At 55.4% G+C, this 19,316-nt stretch carries 21 protein-coding genes; 5 read left to right on the top strand and 16 right to left on the bottom strand.

Going from position 1 to position 19,316, the window contains the following annotated elements; all coding sequences use genetic code 11:
• The first annotated feature begins 34 nt into the window (after positions 1 to 34).
• Entirely contained in the window at positions 35 to 1,009 is a 975-nt protein-coding gene (locus ACSEMK_RS00510) for an aldo/keto reductase (RefSeq protein WP_045381017.1), read from the top strand.
• A 38-nt stretch (positions 1,010 to 1,047) separates the two neighbouring features.
• On the opposite strand, the gene pgpA is transcribed toward ACSEMK_RS00510, so the two are convergent.
• The 6 genes from pgpA to nrdR form a co-directional block, all read right to left on the bottom strand.
• Complete coding sequence (gene pgpA, locus ACSEMK_RS00505) at positions 1,048 to 1,560, bottom strand: phosphatidylglycerophosphatase A (RefSeq protein ID WP_430914481.1); 513 nt, start codon at positions 1,558 to 1,560, stop codon at positions 1,048 to 1,050.
• Positions 1,541 to 2,518: a thiamine-phosphate kinase gene (thiL, locus tag ACSEMK_RS00500; protein ID WP_087860403.1), complete on the bottom strand. Its 978-nt coding sequence runs from the start codon at positions 2,516 to 2,518 to the stop codon at positions 1,541 to 1,543. The genes pgpA and thiL overlap by 20 nt, the downstream gene beginning before the upstream one ends.
• A gap of 73 nt (positions 2,519 to 2,591) precedes the next feature.
• Entirely contained in the window at positions 2,592 to 3,011 is a 420-nt protein-coding gene (nusB, locus tag ACSEMK_RS00495) for a transcription antitermination factor NusB (RefSeq protein WP_015367993.1), read from the bottom strand.
• 20 nt (positions 3,012 to 3,031) lie between these two features.
• Positions 3,032 to 3,502 carry a 6,7-dimethyl-8-ribityllumazine synthase gene (gene ribH, locus ACSEMK_RS00490; RefSeq protein WP_001021161.1) on the bottom strand — a complete coding sequence of 157 codons (471 nt, stop codon included), beginning with the start codon at positions 3,500 to 3,502 and terminating at the stop codon, positions 3,032 to 3,034.
• A gap of 86 nt (positions 3,503 to 3,588) precedes the next feature.
• On the bottom strand, positions 3,589 to 4,692 hold the full coding sequence (gene ribD, locus ACSEMK_RS00485; protein ID WP_087860404.1) for a bifunctional diaminohydroxyphosphoribosylaminopyrimidine deaminase/5-amino-6-(5-phosphoribosylamino)uracil reductase RibD: 1,104 nt from the start codon (positions 4,690 to 4,692) through the stop codon (positions 3,589 to 3,591).
• A gap of 3 nt (positions 4,693 to 4,695) precedes the next feature.
• Entirely contained in the window at positions 4,696 to 5,145 is a 450-nt protein-coding gene (gene nrdR, locus ACSEMK_RS00480; RefSeq protein ID WP_002890417.1) for a transcriptional regulator NrdR, read from the bottom strand.
• Between the two features lie 147 nt (positions 5,146 to 5,292).
• Between nrdR and ACSEMK_RS00475 the strand changes: the two genes are divergently transcribed.
• Both ACSEMK_RS00475 and ACSEMK_RS00470 read left to right on the top strand, forming a co-directional pair.
• Complete coding sequence (locus tag ACSEMK_RS00475; protein ID WP_087860405.1) at positions 5,293 to 5,832, top strand: DUF3251 domain-containing protein; 540 nt, start codon at positions 5,293 to 5,295, stop codon at positions 5,830 to 5,832.
• Positions 5,833 to 6,133: 301 nt separating this feature from the next.
• On the top strand, positions 6,134 to 7,018 hold the full coding sequence (locus tag ACSEMK_RS00470; RefSeq protein WP_015367996.1) for a nucleoside-specific channel-forming protein Tsx: 885 nt from the start codon (positions 6,134 to 6,136) through the stop codon (positions 7,016 to 7,018).
• Positions 7,019 to 7,074: 56 nt separating this feature from the next.
• Here ACSEMK_RS00470 and ACSEMK_RS00465 read toward each other — a convergent pair whose 3' ends face one another.
• The 7 genes from ACSEMK_RS00465 to queA form a co-directional block, all read right to left on the bottom strand.
• Positions 7,075 to 7,764 carry a helix-turn-helix transcriptional regulator gene (locus ACSEMK_RS00465; RefSeq protein WP_087860406.1) on the bottom strand — a complete coding sequence of 230 codons (690 nt, stop codon included), beginning with the start codon at positions 7,762 to 7,764 and terminating at the stop codon, positions 7,075 to 7,077.
• Positions 7,765 to 7,788: 24 nt separating this feature from the next.
• Positions 7,789 to 8,154, bottom strand: coding sequence for a VOC family protein (locus tag ACSEMK_RS00460; RefSeq protein ID WP_430914448.1), 366 nt, complete (start codon positions 8,152 to 8,154; stop codon positions 7,789 to 7,791).
• A gap of 572 nt (positions 8,155 to 8,726) precedes the next feature.
• Positions 8,727 to 9,698 (bottom strand): protein translocase subunit SecF, encoded by a 972-nt coding sequence (gene secF / locus ACSEMK_RS00455; RefSeq protein WP_015367999.1) that lies wholly within the window; start codon positions 9,696 to 9,698, stop codon positions 8,727 to 8,729.
• 10 nt (positions 9,699 to 9,708) lie between these two features.
• Complete coding sequence (gene secD / locus ACSEMK_RS00450; RefSeq protein WP_015704558.1) at positions 9,709 to 11,556, bottom strand: protein translocase subunit SecD; 1,848 nt, start codon at positions 11,554 to 11,556, stop codon at positions 9,709 to 9,711.
• A 26-nt stretch (positions 11,557 to 11,582) separates the two neighbouring features.
• Complete coding sequence (gene yajC, locus ACSEMK_RS00445) at positions 11,583 to 11,915, bottom strand: preprotein translocase subunit YajC (RefSeq protein WP_087860408.1); 333 nt, start codon at positions 11,913 to 11,915, stop codon at positions 11,583 to 11,585.
• A 22-nt stretch (positions 11,916 to 11,937) separates the two neighbouring features.
• Positions 11,938 to 13,065: a tRNA guanosine(34) transglycosylase Tgt gene (tgt, locus tag ACSEMK_RS00440; RefSeq protein ID WP_015368001.1), complete on the bottom strand. Its 1,128-nt coding sequence runs from the start codon at positions 13,063 to 13,065 to the stop codon at positions 11,938 to 11,940.
• 107 nt (positions 13,066 to 13,172) lie between these two features.
• The gene (gene queA / locus ACSEMK_RS00435; protein WP_015368002.1) at positions 13,173 to 14,237 is read right to left on the bottom strand and encodes a tRNA preQ1(34) S-adenosylmethionine ribosyltransferase-isomerase QueA; all 1,065 of its coding nucleotides are present in this window, start codon (positions 14,235 to 14,237) and stop codon (positions 13,173 to 13,175) included.
• Between the two features lie 150 nt (positions 14,238 to 14,387).
• Between queA and acpH the strand changes: the two genes are divergently transcribed.
• Together acpH and ACSEMK_RS00425 are read left to right on the top strand one after the other, a co-directional pair.
• The gene (gene acpH, locus ACSEMK_RS00430; protein WP_015704556.1) at positions 14,388 to 14,969 is read left to right on the top strand and encodes an ACP phosphodiesterase; all 582 of its coding nucleotides are present in this window, start codon (positions 14,388 to 14,390) and stop codon (positions 14,967 to 14,969) included.
• Between the two features lie 169 nt (positions 14,970 to 15,138).
• On the top strand, positions 15,139 to 15,741 hold the full coding sequence (locus tag ACSEMK_RS00425; RefSeq protein ID WP_015368004.1) for a peroxiredoxin: 603 nt from the start codon (positions 15,139 to 15,141) through the stop codon (positions 15,739 to 15,741).
• Positions 15,742 to 15,843: 102 nt separating this feature from the next.
• Here ACSEMK_RS00425 and ACSEMK_RS00420 read toward each other — a convergent pair whose 3' ends face one another.
• The 3 genes from ACSEMK_RS00420 to ACSEMK_RS00410 form a co-directional block, all read right to left on the bottom strand.
• Positions 15,844 to 17,712: an amidohydrolase gene (locus tag ACSEMK_RS00420; protein WP_047740003.1), complete on the bottom strand. Its 1,869-nt coding sequence runs from the start codon at positions 17,710 to 17,712 to the stop codon at positions 15,844 to 15,846.
• Between the two features lie 25 nt (positions 17,713 to 17,737).
• Positions 17,738 to 18,283 (bottom strand): antibiotic biosynthesis monooxygenase, encoded by a 546-nt coding sequence (locus ACSEMK_RS00415; RefSeq protein ID WP_087860410.1) that lies wholly within the window; start codon positions 18,281 to 18,283, stop codon positions 17,738 to 17,740.
• A 184-nt stretch (positions 18,284 to 18,467) separates the two neighbouring features.
• On the bottom strand, positions 18,468 to 19,109 hold the full coding sequence (locus ACSEMK_RS00410; RefSeq protein WP_020079504.1) for a hydrolase: 642 nt from the start codon (positions 19,107 to 19,109) through the stop codon (positions 18,468 to 18,470).
• Positions 19,110 to 19,316: the final 207 nt, after the last annotated feature.

The raw sequence follows: 19,316 nt of genomic DNA, 5'->3' as shown, positions 1-19,316 counted from the left end.
TAAAGGATTCCCTTTAAAGTAGCAGGAGCGTCTTATGCACTACATCCCTCTTGGCGATACCCATCTTCGCGTTTCCCGACTCTGTCTTGGCTGCATGACCTTCGGCGAGCCTGACCGCGGCAATCACGCCTGGACGCTGCCCGAAGAAAGTAGCCGTCCACTGATTAAACGTGCGCTGGAAGGCGGAATTAACTTCTTTGATACCTCGAACAACTATTCCGATGGCAGCAGCGAAGAGATCCTTGGCCGCGCGCTGCGGGAATATGCTCGCCGCGATTCGGTGATCGTCGCCACCAAAGTTTATCATCAGGTCGGCGATCTGCCGCAGGGGCTGTCACGCGCGCAAATCATGCGATCCATCGACGATAGCCTGCGCCGTCTGGGAATGGACTATGTCGACCTGTTGCAGATCCACCGCTGGGATTACGCCACGCCGATCGAAGAGACGCTGGAGGCGCTCAGCGATGTCGTTCGCGCCGGGAAAGCGCGCTATATCGGCGCATCATCTATGCATGCCCGACAGTTCGCCCAGGCGCTCGCTCTGCAGGAACAGAACAATTGGGCACGCTTCGTCACCATGCAGGATCACTACAACCTGATTTATCGCGAAGAAGAAAACGAGATGTTGCCGCTATGCCAGCGCAAAGGGATTGCGGTCATGCCGTGGAGCCCGCTGGCGCGCGGCCGTTTGACGCGGCCATGGGGAGAAACGACTGCACGCCTCGTCTCTGATGAGTTCGGTAAATCGCTGTATAGCGCCACCGACGCCAATGATGAGCAGATAGCGCAGAAGCTGGAGGAAGTGGCTGAAGAATTAGATGCCAACCGCGCACAGGTGGCGCTGGCCTGGCTCTTAAGCAAGCCCGGCGTGGCTGCGCCGATTATTGGCGCCTCGCGTCAGGAACAGCTGGATGAGCTCCTGCATGCCGTCGATTTAACTCTGACGCCGGAACAGATCGATAAGCTGGAAGCCCCCTATCGGCCCCACCCAATCGTCGGCTTCAAGTAACGCCGCAATTTAAACCCCGGCCGTGCCGGGGTGCAGATTTAAATTATACCTATCGGCCAGTGGTGGCCTATCAGATAAAGTACGCCGGCGGAGATCACCCCGGCGACGATATCGTCGACCATGATCCCCATTCCGCCATGGATGTTGCGGTCGAACCAACGAATTGGCCATGGCTTCCACATATCGAAGATACGGAAAATAACGAAACCGGCTGCCACCCACTGCCAGTCCATCGTCGGTAACGCCATCAGGGTGATCCACATCCCGACAAACTCATCCCAAACGATGCTGCCGTGGTCATGGGTGCCCATATCTTTGGCCGTACGGTGACAAAGATAGACGCCGATACAGATGCTCATCATCACCACCAGCGAATAGAGCTGCCAGGGGAGAAAGGTCATCAGATACCAGAACGGAATCGCCGCCAGCGACCCCATCGTTCCCGGAACCACCGGACTCAGCCCGCTACCGAACCCGGTCGCCAGCAGGTGCCAGGGATTGCGCATATTAAGGCGGCTTTTCGCCTCGTCTCTACTGCGTGCCAAAATGATCGTACCCCTTTAAATCCAATTTAATCGGCTTACCCTCACGGGTAAACTGCAGTCCATCTGCTTCCGCCACGATCTGGCCGATACAGGTAAAACGCGCGCCTAGCTGACCAATCGCGACATCGAGCGCCCCGCGGTTGAGCTCAGGTACGGTAAAGCACAGCTCATAATCTTCGCCGCCGGCGAGCGCCCAGCGCAGCGCCTGCTCAGGATCAACCTGGCGCAGCATGGCATCGGAATACGGCATCGCATCGAGATCGATACGCGCGCCGCAGGCGCTGGCCTTCAGGATATGACCAAGGTCAGAAATCAGACCGTCAGAAAGATCGATCGCTGAATTGGCCAGATCGCGCAGCGCCTGGCCCTGCAGTACGCGGGGCATCGGACGCAAATGGCGCGCCAGCAGGTAATCGGCATCCGCTGGCGAATCAACCGTTAACCGGTCCTGTAAAAGCGCCAGCCCGGCGGCGCTATCACCGGGCGTGCCGGTGACATAAATCCAGTCGCCTGGCTTGGCACCGGAACGCTTCATCGCGCGGCCCGGCGGTACAAAGCCGTGGATACCCAGCGTCATCGATAGCGGCCCACGCGTGGTGTCGCCGCCGATTAGCTGCATATCGTAATAGTTAAGCTGGACAAACAGACTGTCGCTAAAGGCTTCAAGCCACGCTTCGTCTGCTTCCGGCAAAGTGAGCGCCAGCGTCAACCACGCCGGTTCCGCGCCCATCGCCGCCAAATCGCTCAGGTTCACCGCCAGCGCTTTATAGGCCAGGTCGGCAGGGTCGATGTCGGCTAAAAAGTGGTTGCCCGCCACCAGGGTGTCGGTGCTGATTGCCAGCGTTTTTTTCTCAGGGATATTCAGGAGCGCGCAGTCATCGCCGATGCCGGTTTCAACATCAAGGCGGGCGCTTTTAACGCGATCAAAATAACGGGCAATCAGGGAAAATTCGCCGCATGCCATACGTTATGCCTCAGCAAAGAAAAGAATAAGGCCGGGTTCGCAGGATCTGATCCTACAAAGCCCGGCCTGCAGTTTACTTTTTGCGGGGACGGATTACCGGGGCCGCTTTATCCAGCACGCCGTTGACAAACTTGTGGCTATCTTCAGCGCCGAAGGTTTTCGCCAGCTCGATAGCTTCGTTGATAGCCACTTTATACGGCACGTCGTCACGCTTCGACAGCTCAAACAGCGCAATACGCAGTACCGCTTTTTCTACCTGACCCAGCTCTTCCAGCTGGCGCGACAGGTATGGCTTCATCAGACCGTCGAGATACGCGCTGTTAGTCGCCACTCCGGACAGCAGTTCACGGAAATACAGAACGTCTACATCTTTTACATCCTGTTCCGCCAGGAACTGGTATTCAACATCAGCGATGTCGTTCTGGGACAACTGCCAGGAGTAGAGCGCCTGGACGGCACACTCACGGGCGCGGCGACGAGCAGCAGGTTTCACGGAATTCCCCTTACAAAAAATCAGGCCTTGATGGCTTTCAATACGTTAATCATTTCCAGCGCGGTCAGCGCGGCTTCTGCGCCTTTGTTACCGGCTTTGGTGCCAGCGCGTTCGATGGCTTGTTCAATACTTTCAGTAGTCAGAACACCGAAGGCTACCGGGATTTCACTGTCCTGAGCGACGTGCGCCAGGCCATTGCTTGCACCGCCAGCCACATATTCAAAGTGGGCGGTACCGCCGCGAATCACCGTACCCAGCGCGATCACCGCGTCATATTTACCGGTTTTTGCCAGTGCGCCAGCCGCCAGCGGCAGCTCATACGCGCCTGGAACCCAAACAACGGTGATGTTTTCATCTTTTACCTGACCAATGCGCTTGAGGGCGTCAATCGCGCCTTCCAGCAGGCTGTCATTGATAAAGTTGTTGAAACGCGCAATGGTGATGGCGACGCGAGCGTCCGGGGTAGCAACGTTAGCTTCAATAATGTTCATACTCTTCCTTCGGGTTCATGTGCCCCGCAAGGGGGGCGGATTTTATCATAATATTCTGGGCGCTGCTTCCTAATATTAGGAATACATCACGCAGTCGTTAAATGCAGGCAGACATCGGGTCCGACCTGACGTATCTCGTTGAATTTGAAATGGGGGGCCTGGCTCAGTTTCTCAAGCCCCGGCAGCGCGCATAAACCGCGCGCGTCACTGCCTAACAGTTTAGGCGCAATGTAGACGATAAGCTCATCCACCAGCCCGGCCTGTAGCAAAGCGCCGGCCAGCGTCGGCCCCGCTTCCACCCAAATGCTGTTCACCTGCTGTTTACCAAGCTGCATCATCAGCAGCACGAGATCGAGATGGCCGTTATGTTCCGGCACCAGCAAGGTACGCACATTGTCAGGCCAGGTACGTTCATCGGCATGGGTGCGGGCAAACAGGGTTTCACCTTGCTGATGAACAATTCGATGCTCCGGCGTGACGCGGTTTTGGCTATCGATGACGATACGCAGCGGTTGACGCAGATTTTCCTGCGGATAGAGCGCCTGCGTATCGGCGCTCAGCTCTTGCCAGCGCACGGTCAACGCCGGATCGTCCGCCAGCACGGTCGCGCTGCTGGTCAGAATAGCGTGGCTCTGCGCGCGCAGGCGCTGCACGTCGCGCCGCGCCTGCGGCGAGGTGATCCACTGGCTTTCGCCGCTGGCCATCGCCGTACGGCCATCAAGCGAAGCGCCCATCTTCAGTTGGATCCACGGAAAACCGGTGCGCATCCGCTTCAGAAAACCTTTATTCAGCGCTTCCGCTTCATTCATCATCAGCCCATGGCTGACGTCAATACCTGCCTGCTGCAGGCGATACAGGCCGCGACCGGCCACCTGCGGATTCGGGTCCTGCATTGCCGCTACCACACGAGCAACGCCCGCGGCGATCAGCGCATCGCAGCACGGCGGCGTGCGGCCATGGTGGCTGCAGGGCTCGAGAGTGACGTAGGCGGTCGCGCCTTTGGCTTTCTCGCCGGCCATACGCAGCGCGTGCACTTCGGCGTGCGGCTCGCCGGCCCGATAGTGGAAGCCCTCGCCGACGATCTCGCCGTCTTTTACAATCACGCAGCCGACGTTGGGATTAGGATGGGTAGTAAAGCGTCCGCGCGCGGCAAGCTTCAGCGCTCGCGCCATGTACATTTCGTCCTGCATGGCTTAGTCCTGTAAACGGGCGATTTCTTCGCCGAACTCTTTAATATCTTCGAAACTGCGATAGACGGAAGCGAAGCGAATATAGGCGACCTTGTCGAGCTTCTTCAGCTGTTCCATCACCAGATTACCGATCATTTTACTCGCGACTTCACGTTCACCGGTGCCGCGCAGATGGGTTTTGATGTGATTTACCGCCATTTCAACGTCATCGGCGCTGACCGGTCGCTTTTCCAGCGCTTTCAACATCCCGCTACGCAGCTTGTCTTCGTTGAAAGGTTCGCGCACGTCGTTGCTTTTTACCACCCGCGGCATTACCAGTTCCGCCACTTCAAAAGTGGTAAAGCGTTCATTGCAGACCAGACACTGCCGACGACGACGCACGGAGGAGCCTTCGCCGACCAGGCGAGAATCGATGACTTTGGTATCCACGGCGAAACAGAAAGGGCAATGCATGGCGCGTCCTGACAGGTAGTTAATCTGAAGGGTAGTTTACCCTGAAGTCAGCGGACTACAAAGAAAGAGCTTTTGAGACAAAGGATCTATGGTAGGCCAATTCAGTTTAGCTACCATTAATCATCCTCTGTAAACGGAATCCTGACCATGACAAGACGTTACCTACAACTGGCTATCATCGGCAGCCTGTTCACCCTTACCGCCTGCGCCCAGCAAAGCGAAGTTCGTCAGATGAACGAGAGCGTCAGTACGCTGAGCAAAGAGATGACCCAGCTGAATCAGCAAACGATAAAAATCACTCAGCAAAACGCACTGAATGCTAAATCCACCAGCGGCGTCTACCTGCTACCGGATGCTAAAACGCCGGCGCGGCTGGAGAGCCAGATCGGCACCCTGCGCATGTCAGTGGGCAGTATTACGGCCGATGGCGACGGTTCGCGCCTGACCTTACGTATCCAGGGCGAGTCTAACGATCCGCTCCCGGCCTTCACCGCGACCGTCGCTTCCGGGCAGATCACCGGTACCACCCACAGCTATCAGGAAGTCAACGTCCAGGATCAGCTGATTAGCGCCCCGGCCAGCATCCTGGCGCCCAGCGATGTCGATATCCCGCTGCGCCTGAATGTGACGCCTGATAAAGTCGGCTTTATTCGTATCCACGATATCCAACCTGCCAGCGCGCAGTAAGCGCTCACGCCGGGCAAAACGGCCCGGCGCCCCAGTTTTCATCTATCGAAGTTATCCATTTACAACTTTTCATAAGAGTTCATTAGAAATCGCTCCTGAAGGCGATTTTCAGTAGCATTTTGTCAAGAAATGCATAGAATCGTGAACGCAATCGATTACGCATGTTCTGGTTATGTGAAACAACACGTATTTTTGTGAGCAATGATTTCTATAATAGACCCCCACAGAAAGACGAAATATTTAGCAACGCTTCGGCAATTTTCTTAACGCCTTTTGGCTTAATTTAAACAGTGGCATCAACATGAAAAAAACATTACTGGCAGCGAGCGCTGTTGTGGCGCTTTCCGCTTCTTTCACCGCTGGCGCGGCAGAAACTGAAAAACCGCAGTACCTGTCTGATTGGTGGCACCAGAGTGTGAACGTGGTCGGTAGCTACCACACTCGTTTTGGACCGCAGATCCGTAACGATACCTATCTGGAATACGAAGCGTTTGCTAAAAAAGATTGGTTTGATTTCTACGGCTATATCGATGCGCCGGTCTTCTTCGGCGGCAACAGCACGGCGAAAGGTATCTGGAACAAAGGCTCCCCGCTGTTTATGGAGATCGAACCGCGTTTCTCTATCGACAAGCTGACCAACACCGATCTGAGCTTCGGACCGTTCAAAGAGTGGTACTTCGCGAACAACTATATCTACGATATGGGCCGCAACGACTCTCAGGAGCAAAGCACCTGGTATATGGGTCTGGGTACCGACATCGATACCGGTCTGCCGATGAGCCTGTCGCTGAACATCTATGCTAAATACCAGTGGCAGAACTACGGCGCCTCCAACGAAAACGAGTGGGACGGCTACCGCTTCAAGGTGAAATACTTCGTTCCGCTGACCGACCTGTGGGGCGGTTCGCTGAGCTATATCGGCTTCACCAACTTCGACTGGGGTTCTGACCTTGGCGACGACAACTTCTACGATATGAACGGTAAGCACGCGCGTACCAGCAACTCTATCGCGTCCAGCCACATCCTGGCGCTGAACTACGCGCACTGGCACTACTCTATCGTCGCGCGTTACTTCCATAACGGCGGCCAGTGGGCTGATGATGCTAAGCTGAACTTCGGCGACGGCGACTTCAGCGTACGCTCTACCGGCTGGGGTGGTTACTTCGTTGTCGGTTACAACTTCTAAGCGCCTTTTCCTGTAACAGAGCGCCCGGTGCGCGTTTACGCCAACCGGGCGTTTTTTTATCGCTCCTCACATCTCACCTTGCGTAAGAAATCACTCAATGAACGGTCGGCGCACTCGCTGAAACGACGCTCGGTCGCCCTTACCTCCAGACAACGGTCGAGTCGAAAGTTACGATAATCACTGCGCAGTTCGCACCAGGCCACCAGCAGCCAACGCTCCCCCCAGAAAAATAGCCCCAGCGGCAGCACTTCACGCCGCGTCACCTGACCGGATTCATCCTGGTAGTGAAGCTGTAATACCTGCTGATTGGATACAGCCTGATGGATAACGTCAAAATGGGTTTTAGCATAACGATGCGCGCCAAGGTCGGGGGCAAACAGCCGGGTCTGCTCCGCTTTGCGCCGCCTCTCTTCCGGCAAAATCGCCAGCATTTTTTCCTGGGCTGACTCCAGCGACTGCGAAAGCGCATCGCCGCCCCAGGTTTTTAACAGTCGAATCGCCGCAATGAGCGCTTCGGATTCTTTGGTGGTCAACATGAGTGGCGGCAGGTCGTAACCCGCCAGCAGACGATAACCGCTCCCGGCCTCCCCCTCAACCGGGACGCCTGAGAGCGAGAGGTCGCGGATATCGCGATAGACGGTACGCTCCGACACGCCCAACCGTTCCGCCAGCAGCGCGGCAGTAGTTAGCCGCCTGCCGCGCAGGATCTGCACTATCTGAAATAAACGGTCGGCGCGTCGGGTCATTTCTCGTTTCGCTAAATAGTCAGGTTAAACCGGTTGATGCAAACCTACACGGTTGCCTTCGCTGTCGGCAAACAGGGCGATGGTACCAATATCATTCGGCAGCGCCAGCGGGCCAAATACGCACGCTCCTCCCGCCGAGGCGATACGATCCAGCGTCGCGGCAAGGTTGTCGGTATGCAGATAAATAATAGCGCCCTGCGGCGATGGCGCGATACCGTCAAATTTAGCCAACGCGCCGCCGGGGGCCGGGTCCTGATGTGGGAAGACGGCCAGGTCCGCGCAATCCATGGTTTCACGACGTAACGTCACCTGCATTACCGGCTCATAAAACGCGACGGCGCGATCCATATCTGCGACCGGAATTTCAAACCAGTTAATCACGTTGTTCATACTTCCTCCTGCTCGTTAGTGAGTTCACAAGCAGTGTACGAGAGGGCTCCTGACAGCATACTGTCAGCAGTGTGCTAAACGGTTTTCAGAATTTGGCATATCAGGTTGTGGGTATACTCAACCTGCGCAGATATCCCTGTTTGAAGGGTTATTGCAAGCGCAGCGCCGCCGGGCAATATCCGCGGATAAGGAGCCGCTTTTGCGCCGGATGGCAGCTGCGCCTTATCCGGCCTACGGTCCGTGCGGCCTGCCGTTAATTTATTCACCATGCTGGCTGAAACTGCCGGTGTTGGTGGCCTCAAAATCGCTGAGACGTTCCCGGAAGGTCGGAGCAGCCCGCATAGATGCGGGCTGAGGGCCGTGATTTGCAGAGATAAATGTTGCAGGTAGCGAGTTGCCTGGCGAAGGTTTACTAAGTTTGTTTTATGCTGAAGATGAAGGCAGAGGCGAGGTTTTCTGGAGAAATCAGGGCTAAAGAGGCGATTTTTCCGCACTTGTAGCCGAGGCCGGATAATTTTGGCAAAAAAAATCCCGGCCACAAGGCCAGGATTGCTTTATCTCAACTGAACCGATTACGGCAGAATAGACGGCTGATCCGCCCCTTCTTTTTCGACCTTCTGCTGGATCAGATGCTCGCGCTTCATGCCCAGTTTCAACGCCAGCGCGGACGCGACGTAGATAGAAGAAGCCGTACCGATGGATACACCGATCAGCATGGTCAGCGAGAAGCCTTCCAGAATCGGGCCGCCGAAGAGGAACAGCATCAGGATCACCATCAGGGTGGTACCGGAGGTGATCAAGGTACGGTGCAGCGTCTGGGTCAACGACACGTTAAAGATTTCGTACGGCGTACCGCGACGGATCTTACGGAAGTTTTCACGGATACGGTCCGATACCACGATACTATCGTTCAACGAGTAACCGATGACCGACATCAATGATGCGACGATGGTCAGGTCAATCTCGATATGGAACAACGACAGCACGCCCATGGTAATCACCACGTCGTGCGCCAGTGCGATAACGACCCCTGCCGCCAGTCGCCATTCAAAGCGGAAGCCGACATAGATAAGGATACACACCAGCGCCGCAATCAGCGCCAGAGCGCCGGTTTGCGCAAGGTCCGCGCCCACGCTCGGGCCAACGAACTCAATACGTTTCACCGTCGCGCTTTGGCTGGTCGATTCGTTAATTACGTTAACGACTTTGCTGCCCAGCTCCTGGCTGCCGTTGGCATCGTGTACCGGCGGCATACGCACCATGATGTCGCGGCTGCTGCCGAAGTTCTGCAGCTGCGGCTCCTCAAAGCCCGCTTTCTGCAGCGAATCGCGCAGCTGGTCCATATCAACCGGTTTTTCGAGGGTAATTTCAATCACCGTACCGCCGGTGAAATCGAGACCCCAGTTAAACCCGCGGACGCCGATGATGGCGATCGACACAATCAGCAGAAAACCTGAAATGCCGAAGGCCCAGTAGTCCCAGCGCATAAAGTCCCAGACTTTACGGCCGTGGTTCAATTGTTCAACAGTATATTCCTGTGCCACAACGCACTCCTCAGATAGACAGCTTTTTCACGCGCTTGCCGCCGTACAGCAGGTTCACGATGGCACGGGTGCCGACGATAGCGGTAAACATTGAGGTCGCGATACCGATACCGGTAGTAATCGCAAACCCTTTAATGGCACCGGTACCGACCGCGTACAGGATGATAACCTTAATTAGCGTCGTCACGTTGGCGTCGAAGATAGAGCTAAATGCGCCCTTATAACCTTCGTCAATCGCCTGCTGAACGGTACGTCCGTTGCTCAGCTCTTCTTTGATACGCTCGTTAATCAGTACGTTAGCATCGACCGCCACCGCAAGGGTTAAGACGATACCCGCGATACCCGGCATGGTCAGCGTTGCCCCAGGAATCAGGGACATAATGCCGACAATCAGCACCAGGTTAGCAATCAGCGCGGAGGTCGCAATCAGACCGAACTTCTTATAGAAGAAGATCATGAACAGGATAGAGACCACCAGACCGGCCAGACACGCTTCCAGGCCCTGCTTGATGTTCTGCATACCCAGAGTTGGGCCGATAGTACGTTCTTCAACGATCTGAATCGGCGCAATCAGGGCGCCCGCACGCAGCAGCAGAGAAAGCTGACGCGCTTCGGTCGGGTTGCTGATACCGGTGATACGGAAGCTATTGCCAAGGCGAGACTGGATATTGGCGATGTTAATCACCTCTTCCTCTTTCGCAAGGATAGCGCGACCGTTGGCATCTTTCTTACCGCTGTCTTTGTACTCCACGAACAGGGTCGCCATCGGTTTACCGATATTGTCCTTGGTGAAGTTAGACATGATGTTGCCACCCGCGCTATCGAGCGAGATGTTAACCTGCGGCTGGTTGTACTCGTCCATGCTGGAAGTGGAGTCGGTGATATGGTCGCCGGTCAGGATCACGCGCTTATACAGCACCACCGGACGGCCTTCACGGGTATCTTTCACTTCCGAATCGCCCGGTACGCGGCCAGAAGCGGCTGCGGACTGATCGACGTTGGTGTTCACCAGACGGAATTCCAGCGTCGCGGTCGCGCCAAGGATTTCCTTCGCACGCGCGGTATCCTGGATACCCGGCAGTTCAACCACGATACGGTCGGAACCTTGACGCTGAACCAGCGGTTCGGCCACGCCGAGCTGGTTTACACGGTTACGCAGAATGTTGATGTTCTGCTGAACGGCGTATTCACGGGCTTCTTTCAGACGTTCGTCGGTCATCACCGCTTTCAGCGCATTGTTACCCTGGCTTGAAATAACCAGATCGCGATGGCGCGGGCTGAGATAAGAGATAGCCTGGTCGCGCGCCGCGCTGTCGCGGAAGACGATGCTCAGACCGTAGTTGTCTTCCTTACGCACGGTGGAGTAAGGAATGCCTTTGTCACGCAGCTCGCTGCGCAGGCTATCGATGTTTTGTTCCTGCAGTTTGCCTAATGCGGTGTCCATGTCCACTTCCATCAGGAAGTGGACGCCGCCGCGCAGGTCAAGACCCAGCTTCATCGGCTCGGCATACATCGCCGCCAGCCAGCGCGGGGTAGCAGGAGCAAGGTTTAGCGCCACGACGTATTTGTCACCCAGCAGATTAACCAGCGCTTCGCGCGCTCGCAGCTGAGTGTCGGTGGTGTCGAAGCGCGCAAGAATTGCGCCCTCTTCCAGTGCCACAGACTTCGCGGTGATTTTTTCTTCTTGTAAAGTTTTCTGGACCTGGATCAGCGTTTGCTCACTGGCGGCGACGCCGCGCGCGCCAGTGATTTGAACAGCCGGATCCTCACCATACAGGTTGGGAAGCGCGTAAATCAGGCCGACGATAATCACGACGACCAGCATAACGTACTTCCACAAAGGATAACGGTTTAACACGGCAGTTCCCTTAGGGAAAATGGTAATTACAGCGCCTTCATGGTGCCTTTCGGCAGAACGGCAGCTACGAAGTCACGTTTGATAACCACTTCGGTGGTATCGTTCAGCGCGATAGCGATGTAGCCATTTTCCGCGACTTTAGTCACACGACCAACCAGACCGCCGTTAGTCAGGACTTCATCACCTTTGGCGATAGAGCTCATCAGATTCTTGTGCTCTTTAGTACGTTTCTGCTGTGGGCGCAGGATCATGAAGTAAAAAATCAGACCGAACACCACCAGCATCAGAATCAGAGACATTGGGCTGCCCTGCGCCGGCGCGCCGGTTGCTGCTACCGCATCAGAAATAAAAAAGCTCATTGAAATTCCCTCATTATTAAAATTAATCAACGTTCAAAGGAGGAACGGAACGCCCCTGACGTTGGTAAAAATCGGTCACGAAGCTCTCTAATTTACCCTCTTCGATAGCCTTGCGTAAACCAGCCATTAAACGCTGATAGTAGCGCAGGTTATGAATGGTATTGAGGCGCGCGCCCAATATTTCGTTGCAACGATCAAGATGATGCAAGTAAGCACGTGAATAATTGCGACACGTATAGCAATCGCACTCAGCATCCAGCGGCGATGTATCGCTTTTATGCTTCGCGTTGCGGATTTTCACTACGCCATCGGTCACGAAGAGATGGCCGTTACGCGCGTTGCGCGTCGGCATAACGCAGTCAAACATATCGATGCCGCGACGTACCCCTTCCACCAGGTCTTCCGGTTTCCCGACGCCCATCAGGTATCGCGGTTTATCTGCCGGGATCTGCGGGCAAACGTGCTCCAGGATACGGTGCATGTCTTCCTTCGGCTCGCCGACAGCCAAACCGCCGACAGCGTAGCCATCAAAGCCAATCTCTACCAGACCTTTCACCGAGATATCTCGTAAATCTTCGTAAACGCTGCCCTGAATGATGCCAAAGAGCGCGTTTTTGTTGCCGAGACCATCGAAACGGTCACGGCTGCGCTTCGCCCAGCGCAGAGACATCTCCATCGAACGCTTAGCGTAATCCCAGTCTGCCGGGTACGGCGTACATTCGTCGAAAATCATCACGATATCGGAACCGAGATCGTACTGAATCTCCATCGATTTTTCCGGATCGAGGAAAATCGGATCGCCGTTGATCGGATTGCGGAAGTGCACGCCCTGTTCGGTGATCTTACGGATATCGCCAAGGCTGAAGACCTGGAAACCGCCGGAATCGGTGAGGATCGGCCCTTTCCACTGCATGAAATCATGCAGGTCGCCGTGCAGCTTCATGATTTCCTGGCCCGGGCGCAGCCACAGGTGGAAGGTGTTGCCGAGGATGATTTGCGCGCCGGTGGCTTCAACTTCTTCCGGCGTCATCCCTTTGACGGTGCCGTAGGTACCAACGGGCATAAAGGCTGGCGTTTCAACCACGCCGCGATCAAACACCAAACGGCCGCGACGCGCGCGGCCATCGGTGGTATCAAGTTCAAATTTCATTATTGCTCCTGCGTCAGAAAAACAGTCCGACGTTTAAATACTCGCCGCGGAATGATTCCGTGGCTAAAAAATGCGTCAAGGCGTCAGAAAGCCGGCGTGTGGCCTTTTTAGGGACGCTCAGAAATAGCCTGCGGATTGTACGTGATAAACATCGCGTCACCGTAGCTAAAAAAGCGATATTTTTGTTCTACCGCAGCCTTATAGGCGTTCATGGTATGCTGATAGCCAGCGAAAGCGGAGACCAACATAATCAGTGTGGATTCAGGGAGATGGAAGTTAGTCACCAGCGCATCGATGACTTTGTACTGATATCCCGGATAGATAAAGATCTGCGTATCGGCAAAGAACGGCTCAATCAGGCCATTTTTCGCCGCCTGCGCCGCGCTTTCCAGCGAACGCACGGAAGTGGTGCCGACGGCGATGACGCGGTTACCGCGCGCTTTCGCCGCCAGAACCGCATCGACCACATCCTGCGGCACTTCCGCATATTCAGAGTGCATGATGTGCTCTTCGATGCTGTCAACGCGCACCGGCTGGAAGGTTCCTGCGCCAACGTGCAGCGTCACAAACGCCATCTCAATGCCTTTCGCGCGCAGCTTTTCCAGCAGCGGATCGTCAAAATGCAGGCCGGCGGTCGGCGCGGCGACCGCGCCCGGCTTGGTGCCGTAAACCGTCTGGTACAGCTCGCGATCCGCGTCTTCGTCCGGGCGGTCGATATACGGCGGCAGCGGCATATGACCGATGCTGTTCAGGATATCGAGCACCGGGCGCTCATCGTTGAATTCAACTTCAAACAGCGCGCCGTGGCGCGCCAGCATCGTGGCGTTAATGCTTTCGTCATCGCCTAACAGCAGCTCCGCCCCCGGCTTCGGCGCTTTAGAGGCGCGAATATGTGCCAGAATACGTTTATCATCCAGCATGCGCTCAACCAGCACTTCAATCTTGCCGCCGCTGGCTTTACGCCCAAACAGACGCGCCGGGATCACCCGGGTGTTGTTAAAGACCAGCAGATCGCCAGGGTTGAGCTTATCGAGCAGATCGGTGAAAGTACCGTGCGTCAGCGCGCCCGTCGGCCCGTCCAGCGACAGCAAGCGGCAGCTACTGCGCTCCGGCTGCGGATAGTGAGCAATCAGGGATTCAGGTAATTCAAAGGAAAAATCGGTAACGCGCATGACGATGACTCAGACTAAATAAAGAGGCGGGTAGTCTAGTGCCGGGCGGGTCTTCCTGCAACCGTTACCCTATTCAACGCTGGATATAATAGCGGAATACCATGATTAACCAGCAAGAACGGCATGACCGTGTGAAGGATTGAAGTCGATATGAATTTTCTCGCGCATTTACATCTCGCCCATCTTGCGGATAGCTCGCTGCCGGGCAACCTGCTGGCCGATTTTGTCCGCGGTAACCCGCAGGGCGAGTATCCTGCGGATGTGGTTGACGGCATTTATATGCATCGGCGTATAGATGTAATGACCGACAATCTGGCGGAAGTTAAAACGGCGCGCGAATGGTTTCGCCCCGAGACCCGCCGCGTCGCGCCAATTTCCCTCGACGTCATGTGGGATCATTTCCTGTCGCATCACTGGGCGCAGCTGTCGCCGGATCTGCCGCTAAACGAGTTTGTGCGCTACGCCCACGCGCAGGTAGCGCAAATTCTGCCGGATTCGCCGCCGCGCTTTGTTAATCTCAATGAATATATGTGGTCCGAACGCTGGCTGGAACGTTATCAGGATATGGAATTCATTCAGCGCGTCCTGAACGGTATGGCCAGTCGCCGCCCGCGCCTCGATGCGCTGCGTGATTCATGGTACGACCTTGATAACCACTATGGGCAACTGGAGCAGCAATTCTGGCGTTTTTATCCGCGAATGATGGAGCAGGCGAAAAAGAGAACGCTGTAAAACCTTGCGCTTTCTCACAAAACGATTATTCTGAAAGCGCTATTGAATAATTATTAATAGGCAAAACCTATCTCATCGATTGTCAGCGCCGCATTGAGTTCCTGCCCGCCTCTGCCTATACTGGCCCGCGTTGCGTTCCAATTAACCTTAGTAATAACAGGAGAATCATATGGTTCTGGTTACTCGTCAGGCTCCGGACTTTACCGCTGCAGCAGTATTAGGTAACGGCGAAATCGTTGAGAAATTCAACTTCAAACAGCACACCAACGGTAAAGCTACCGTCCTGTTCTTCTGGCCAATGGACTTCACTTTCGTTTGCCCGTCTGAACTGATCGCTTTCGACAAGCGCTACGAAGAATTCCAGAAACGCGGCGTAGAAGTGGTTGGCGTTTCCTTCGACTCCGAGTTCGTTCACAACGCATGGCGTAACACCCCGGTAGACCAGGGCGGTATTGGCCCGGTTAAATACGCGATGGTTGCCGACATCAAACGTGAAATTCAGAAAGCTTACGGTATCGAGCATCCGGACGAAGGCGTTGCGCTGCGCGGTTCCTTCCTGATCGACGCTAACGGCATCGTTCGCCACCAGGTTGTTAACGACCTGCCGCTGGGCCGTAACATCGACGAAATGCTGCGTATGGTTGACGCGCTGCAGTTCCACGAAGAGCACGGTGAAGTTTGCCCGGCTCAGTGGGAAAAAGGAAAAGAAGGTATGGCCGCATCTCCGGAAGGCGTAGCTAAATACCTGACCGAAAACGTATCCAGCCTGTAATCGGCTAGACGTTTCCATAAAAAGGCTCGCCAATGCGAGCCTTTTTTGTACCTGTTATATTCGCTGTAGTCCCGGTAAGCGCGGCGCCACCGGGCAAAAGTATCAGAACGCGAAGCAAGAACAGCCTAATACGCCCCAGAAAGCCTGCTCATCCGCCACCGGAATCGACGACTTGCGCGCAATATCATGCTGATGTCCGTGCACGCCGCAGCTGCCGCAGCACTGGTGCATCTGCACTACCGCGCCAATCTTCGCGGCCGCAGGCGGCGCCGAGCGATAATGCCCTGGCACTTTTACCACCGGCGACCACTCCGGCAATACCGGAATTGGCGGCGGCGCCAGCGGCGAGAAATGACCGGCCGCGTACACTACCTTGCCATCCACTACCGTCAGCACTGACTCTATGCCCTTAATTTCTTCTTCGGCAACGCTGAAGTAGTCTTTTGACAGCACCACCAGGTCAGCCAGTTGCCCTTTCTCAATGCGTCCTTTTTTACCCTGCTCGCTGGAGAACCACGCGCTACCGGCGGTCCATAGCTCAAGGGCGACGTCGCGCGGCAGACGGTTGTTATCGTCGTACATCGCCATGCCGCCGACGGTACGCCCGGAAACCAGCCAGTACAGCGCGGTCCACGGGTTATAACTGGCGACGCGGGTCGCATCGGTCCCCAAGCCTACCGGTACGTCCAGTTCCAGCATTTTCGCCACCGGCGGCGTATGTTTCACCGCCTCTTTGCCGTAGCGATCGACGAAATATTCCCCCTGGAAGGCCATCCGGTGCTGTACCGCGATGCCGCCGCCTAATGCCTTCACACGTTCAATATTACGTTCGGTGATGGTCTCGGCGTGATCGAAGAACCAGTGCAGGCCGTTAAACGGAATATCGCGGTTCACCTTCTCGAACACATCCAGCATTCGGCTAATCGACTCATCGTAGGTGGCATGCAGACGGAAAGGCCAGCGGTGTTCCACCAGATGACGCACCACCCGCTCCAGCTCATCTTCCATGCCTTGCGGCAGATCCGGCCGCGGCTGCAGGAAATCTTCAAAATCCGCCGCCGAGAAGACCAGCATTTCACCAGCGCCGTTGGCACGGTAGAAATCGGTGCCCTGCCCCGGCTTCAGCATGTCGGTCCAGCGCTCGAAATCTTCCAGCTCCTGCTTCGGCCTCTGGGTAAAGAGGTTGTAAGCGATACGCACGGTCATCTGCTCTTTGGCGTGCAGTTGCTCGATAATTTCGTAATCTTCCGGGTAGTTCTGGAAACCACCGCCGGCATCGATAGCGCTGGTTAAACCTAAACGGTTCAGTTCGCGCATAAACTGGCGCGTGGAGTTAACCTGTAGATCGAGCGGCAGCTTCGGTCCTTTGGCCAGCGTGGCATACAGGATCATAGCATTCGGTTTGGCGATCAGCATCCCGGTCGGGTTGCCGTTGTTATCGCGAACGATCTCGCCGCCCGCAGGATCCGGCGTCTCTTTGGTATAGCCAACGGCTTTCAGCGCCGCGCGGTTAAGCAGCGCGCGATCGTACAGATGCAGCACGAATACCGGCGTGTCAGGCGCCGCTTCATTCAGCTCTTCCAGCGTCGGCATGCGGCGTTCGGCAAACTGGAATTCGCTCCAGCCGCCGACCACCCTCACCCACTGCGGCGACGGCGTGCGATCGGCCTGATCTTTTAGCATACGCAGCGCATCCGCCAGCGAGGGCACGCCTTCCCAGCGCAGCTCGAGGTTATAGTTCAGGCCGCCGCGAATCAGGTGCAGGTGGGAGTCGTTAAGACCCGGGATCACCGTATGGCCTTTAAGATCGACAATTTGCGTCCCCTCGGCGGCGAACGTCATGATTCGATCGTGGCTTCCGGTCGCGAGAATTTTTCCATCGGCGATGGCCACGGCTTCCGCCAGTGGGTTCGCGCGATCGAGCGTATGAATCTGACCGTGGGTCAGAATCAGTGTGGCAGTTTGCGACATAACGCACTCCTTTAAGCTGGTTGAGCTAGTTTTTTTTCAACCAGCCGGCAAACAGACGGGTCACGATAGGCATCCACAACCAGACCACCAACGCAACCACCAGGGCATCGTTTATCAGATGCAGTAACAAGCTTCCCCGTAACTCCGGCAGCGCCATGCCGGTCAGCCACGGCACCAGGTTGGTACTTGGGAAGATGACCAGCAGGGTTATCAGAAACTGTTTCCAGCGCAGCGGCTGGCGAACATTAGCCGCAGGTGGGGTAAACCAGAACGCCGGTTCGGTGCGGATTTCGGTACGATCGCCATCATTGAGAAACGGCGCGATTTCCGCGACTAACTCGCGACGGGTTTCCGACTGCGTCCAGGCATAGAGATGTTCTATGGTGTCGAAGCGAATAATCACGCTCCAGAGATTTTGCCCAGCCGCCGGACGGATCACGTTGGCGCCAAGATGGCCGGGAAACTCCGCCGCAACCGGCATGATTTTGCCCAACCATGCTTCATAGCGCTGGCCGTTTTGTGGATCGAGATGATGACTGATGACCAGCGTCACTGATTTCTGTTGCGCCATTAAGAGTTCCTTGCTTCAGGGGAATGACGGGATTTCTCCCGCCATCAGCCATAAATGACAATACACAAAATCATTCATGCCGCATTGAGGCGGCAAGATTGCCCGCCCTCGAGCACTGACATCAGCCAGTGACCGGGGCGGGCAAGCGAAGCCAACAAAGAGGCAGCTTGCAGGATGAAGTGTTTTAGGCTTTACGTTCCGGCGCGCCGTGCACCATGGTATAAGCATAATCCACGCCCATACCGTAAGCGCCGCTATGTTCGCGAACCAGATCCATCACCGCATCGTAAGTCTCTTTACGTGACCAGTCGCGCTGGTACTCCAACAGAACCTGCTGCCAGGTCACCGGTACCGCGCCGGCCTGCACCATACGGTCGATGGCGCGCTCGTGAGCGTCAACGGAGGTACCGCCGGAGGTATCGGTGACCACGTACACTTCATAACCTTCTTCCAGCGCCATCAGCGCCGGGAAGGTCAGGCACACTTCGGTCCACAGCGCGGAAATAATCAGTTTTTTACGTCCAGTGGCTTTCACCGCATTAACAAAACCGGCGTCTTCCCAGGAGTTCATAGAAGTACGTTCAATTGGTTTCACTTCAGGATGAACCGCCAGCAGTTCCGGCCAGATATAGCCGCTGAAGCTTTTGGTTTCGACAGAGGTATAAATAACAGGAACGTTAAAAATCTTGCCCGCTTTGGCCAACGCGACGGTGTTATTTTTCAGCGTCTGGCGATCGATATTGGCCACGCCAAAAGCCATTTGCGGCTGGTGGTCAATAAATATAAGGGTGGAATTAGACGGATCAATCAGTTCACGAATAGACATAACACATCCTATTAATCAATTAGTTAGGAAGATAATACACTGCCGTTGTGCTGTGCTGATTGTGGCCAATAACGCATGATGAGTATAGTCAGTAATTTCTAACGAGTTATTAAAGAAATCTTTCCGTTTTAATTCACTTGAGTAAAAATAGTGACCGTTTGAATAATTAAAAAAAGACTAATCAAAAAATTACGGGGAACTGTTCTA

The organism is Klebsiella sp. K-3, assembly GCF_051207495.1.
GTDB lineage: Bacteria > Pseudomonadota > Gammaproteobacteria > Enterobacterales > Enterobacteriaceae > Klebsiella > Klebsiella aerogenes.
This window is presented reverse-complemented; position numbering and strand designations above follow the sequence as displayed.

Coding starts and splice junctions, on each gene's coding strand:
- ACSEMK_RS00510 (WP_045381017.1), top strand. CDS start 35: ATGCACTACATCCCTCTTGGCGATACCCATCTTCGCGTTTCCCGACTC.
- thiL (WP_087860403.1), bottom strand. CDS start 2,518: ATGGCATGCGGCGAATTTTCCCTGATTGCCCGTTATTTTGATCGCGTT.
- ribH (WP_001021161.1), bottom strand. CDS start 3,502: ATGAACATTATTGAAGCTAACGTTGCTACCCCGGACGCTCGCGTCGCC.
- ribD (WP_087860404.1), bottom strand. CDS start 4,692: ATGCAGGACGAAATGTACATGGCGCGAGCGCTGAAGCTTGCCGCGCGC.
- nrdR (WP_002890417.1), bottom strand. CDS start 5,145: ATGCATTGCCCTTTCTGTTTCGCCGTGGATACCAAAGTCATCGATTCT.
- ACSEMK_RS00475 (WP_087860405.1), top strand. CDS start 5,293: ATGACAAGACGTTACCTACAACTGGCTATCATCGGCAGCCTGTTCACC.
- ACSEMK_RS00470 (WP_015367996.1), top strand. CDS start 6,134: ATGAAAAAAACATTACTGGCAGCGAGCGCTGTTGTGGCGCTTTCCGCT.
- ACSEMK_RS00465 (WP_087860406.1), bottom strand. CDS start 7,764: ATGACCCGACGCGCCGACCGTTTATTTCAGATAGTGCAGATCCTGCGC.
- ACSEMK_RS00460 (WP_430914448.1), bottom strand. CDS start 8,154: ATGAACAACGTGATTAACTGGTTTGAAATTCCGGTCGCAGATATGGAT.
- yajC (WP_087860408.1), bottom strand. CDS start 11,915: ATGAGCTTTTTTATTTCTGATGCGGTAGCAGCAACCGGCGCGCCGGCG.
- tgt (WP_015368001.1), bottom strand. CDS start 13,065: ATGAAATTTGAACTTGATACCACCGATGGCCGCGCGCGTCGCGGCCGT.
- queA (WP_015368002.1), bottom strand. CDS start 14,237: ATGCGCGTTACCGATTTTTCCTTTGAATTACCTGAATCCCTGATTGCT.
- acpH (WP_015704556.1), top strand. CDS start 14,388: ATGAATTTTCTCGCGCATTTACATCTCGCCCATCTTGCGGATAGCTCG.
- ACSEMK_RS00425 (WP_015368004.1), top strand. CDS start 15,139: ATGGTTCTGGTTACTCGTCAGGCTCCGGACTTTACCGCTGCAGCAGTA.
- ACSEMK_RS00420 (WP_047740003.1), bottom strand. CDS start 17,712: ATGTCGCAAACTGCCACACTGATTCTGACCCACGGTCAGATTCATACG.
- ACSEMK_RS00415 (WP_087860410.1), bottom strand. CDS start 18,283: ATGGCGCAACAGAAATCAGTGACGCTGGTCATCAGTCATCATCTCGAT.
- ACSEMK_RS00410 (WP_020079504.1), bottom strand. CDS start 19,109: ATGTCTATTCGTGAACTGATTGATCCGTCTAATTCCACCCTTATATTT.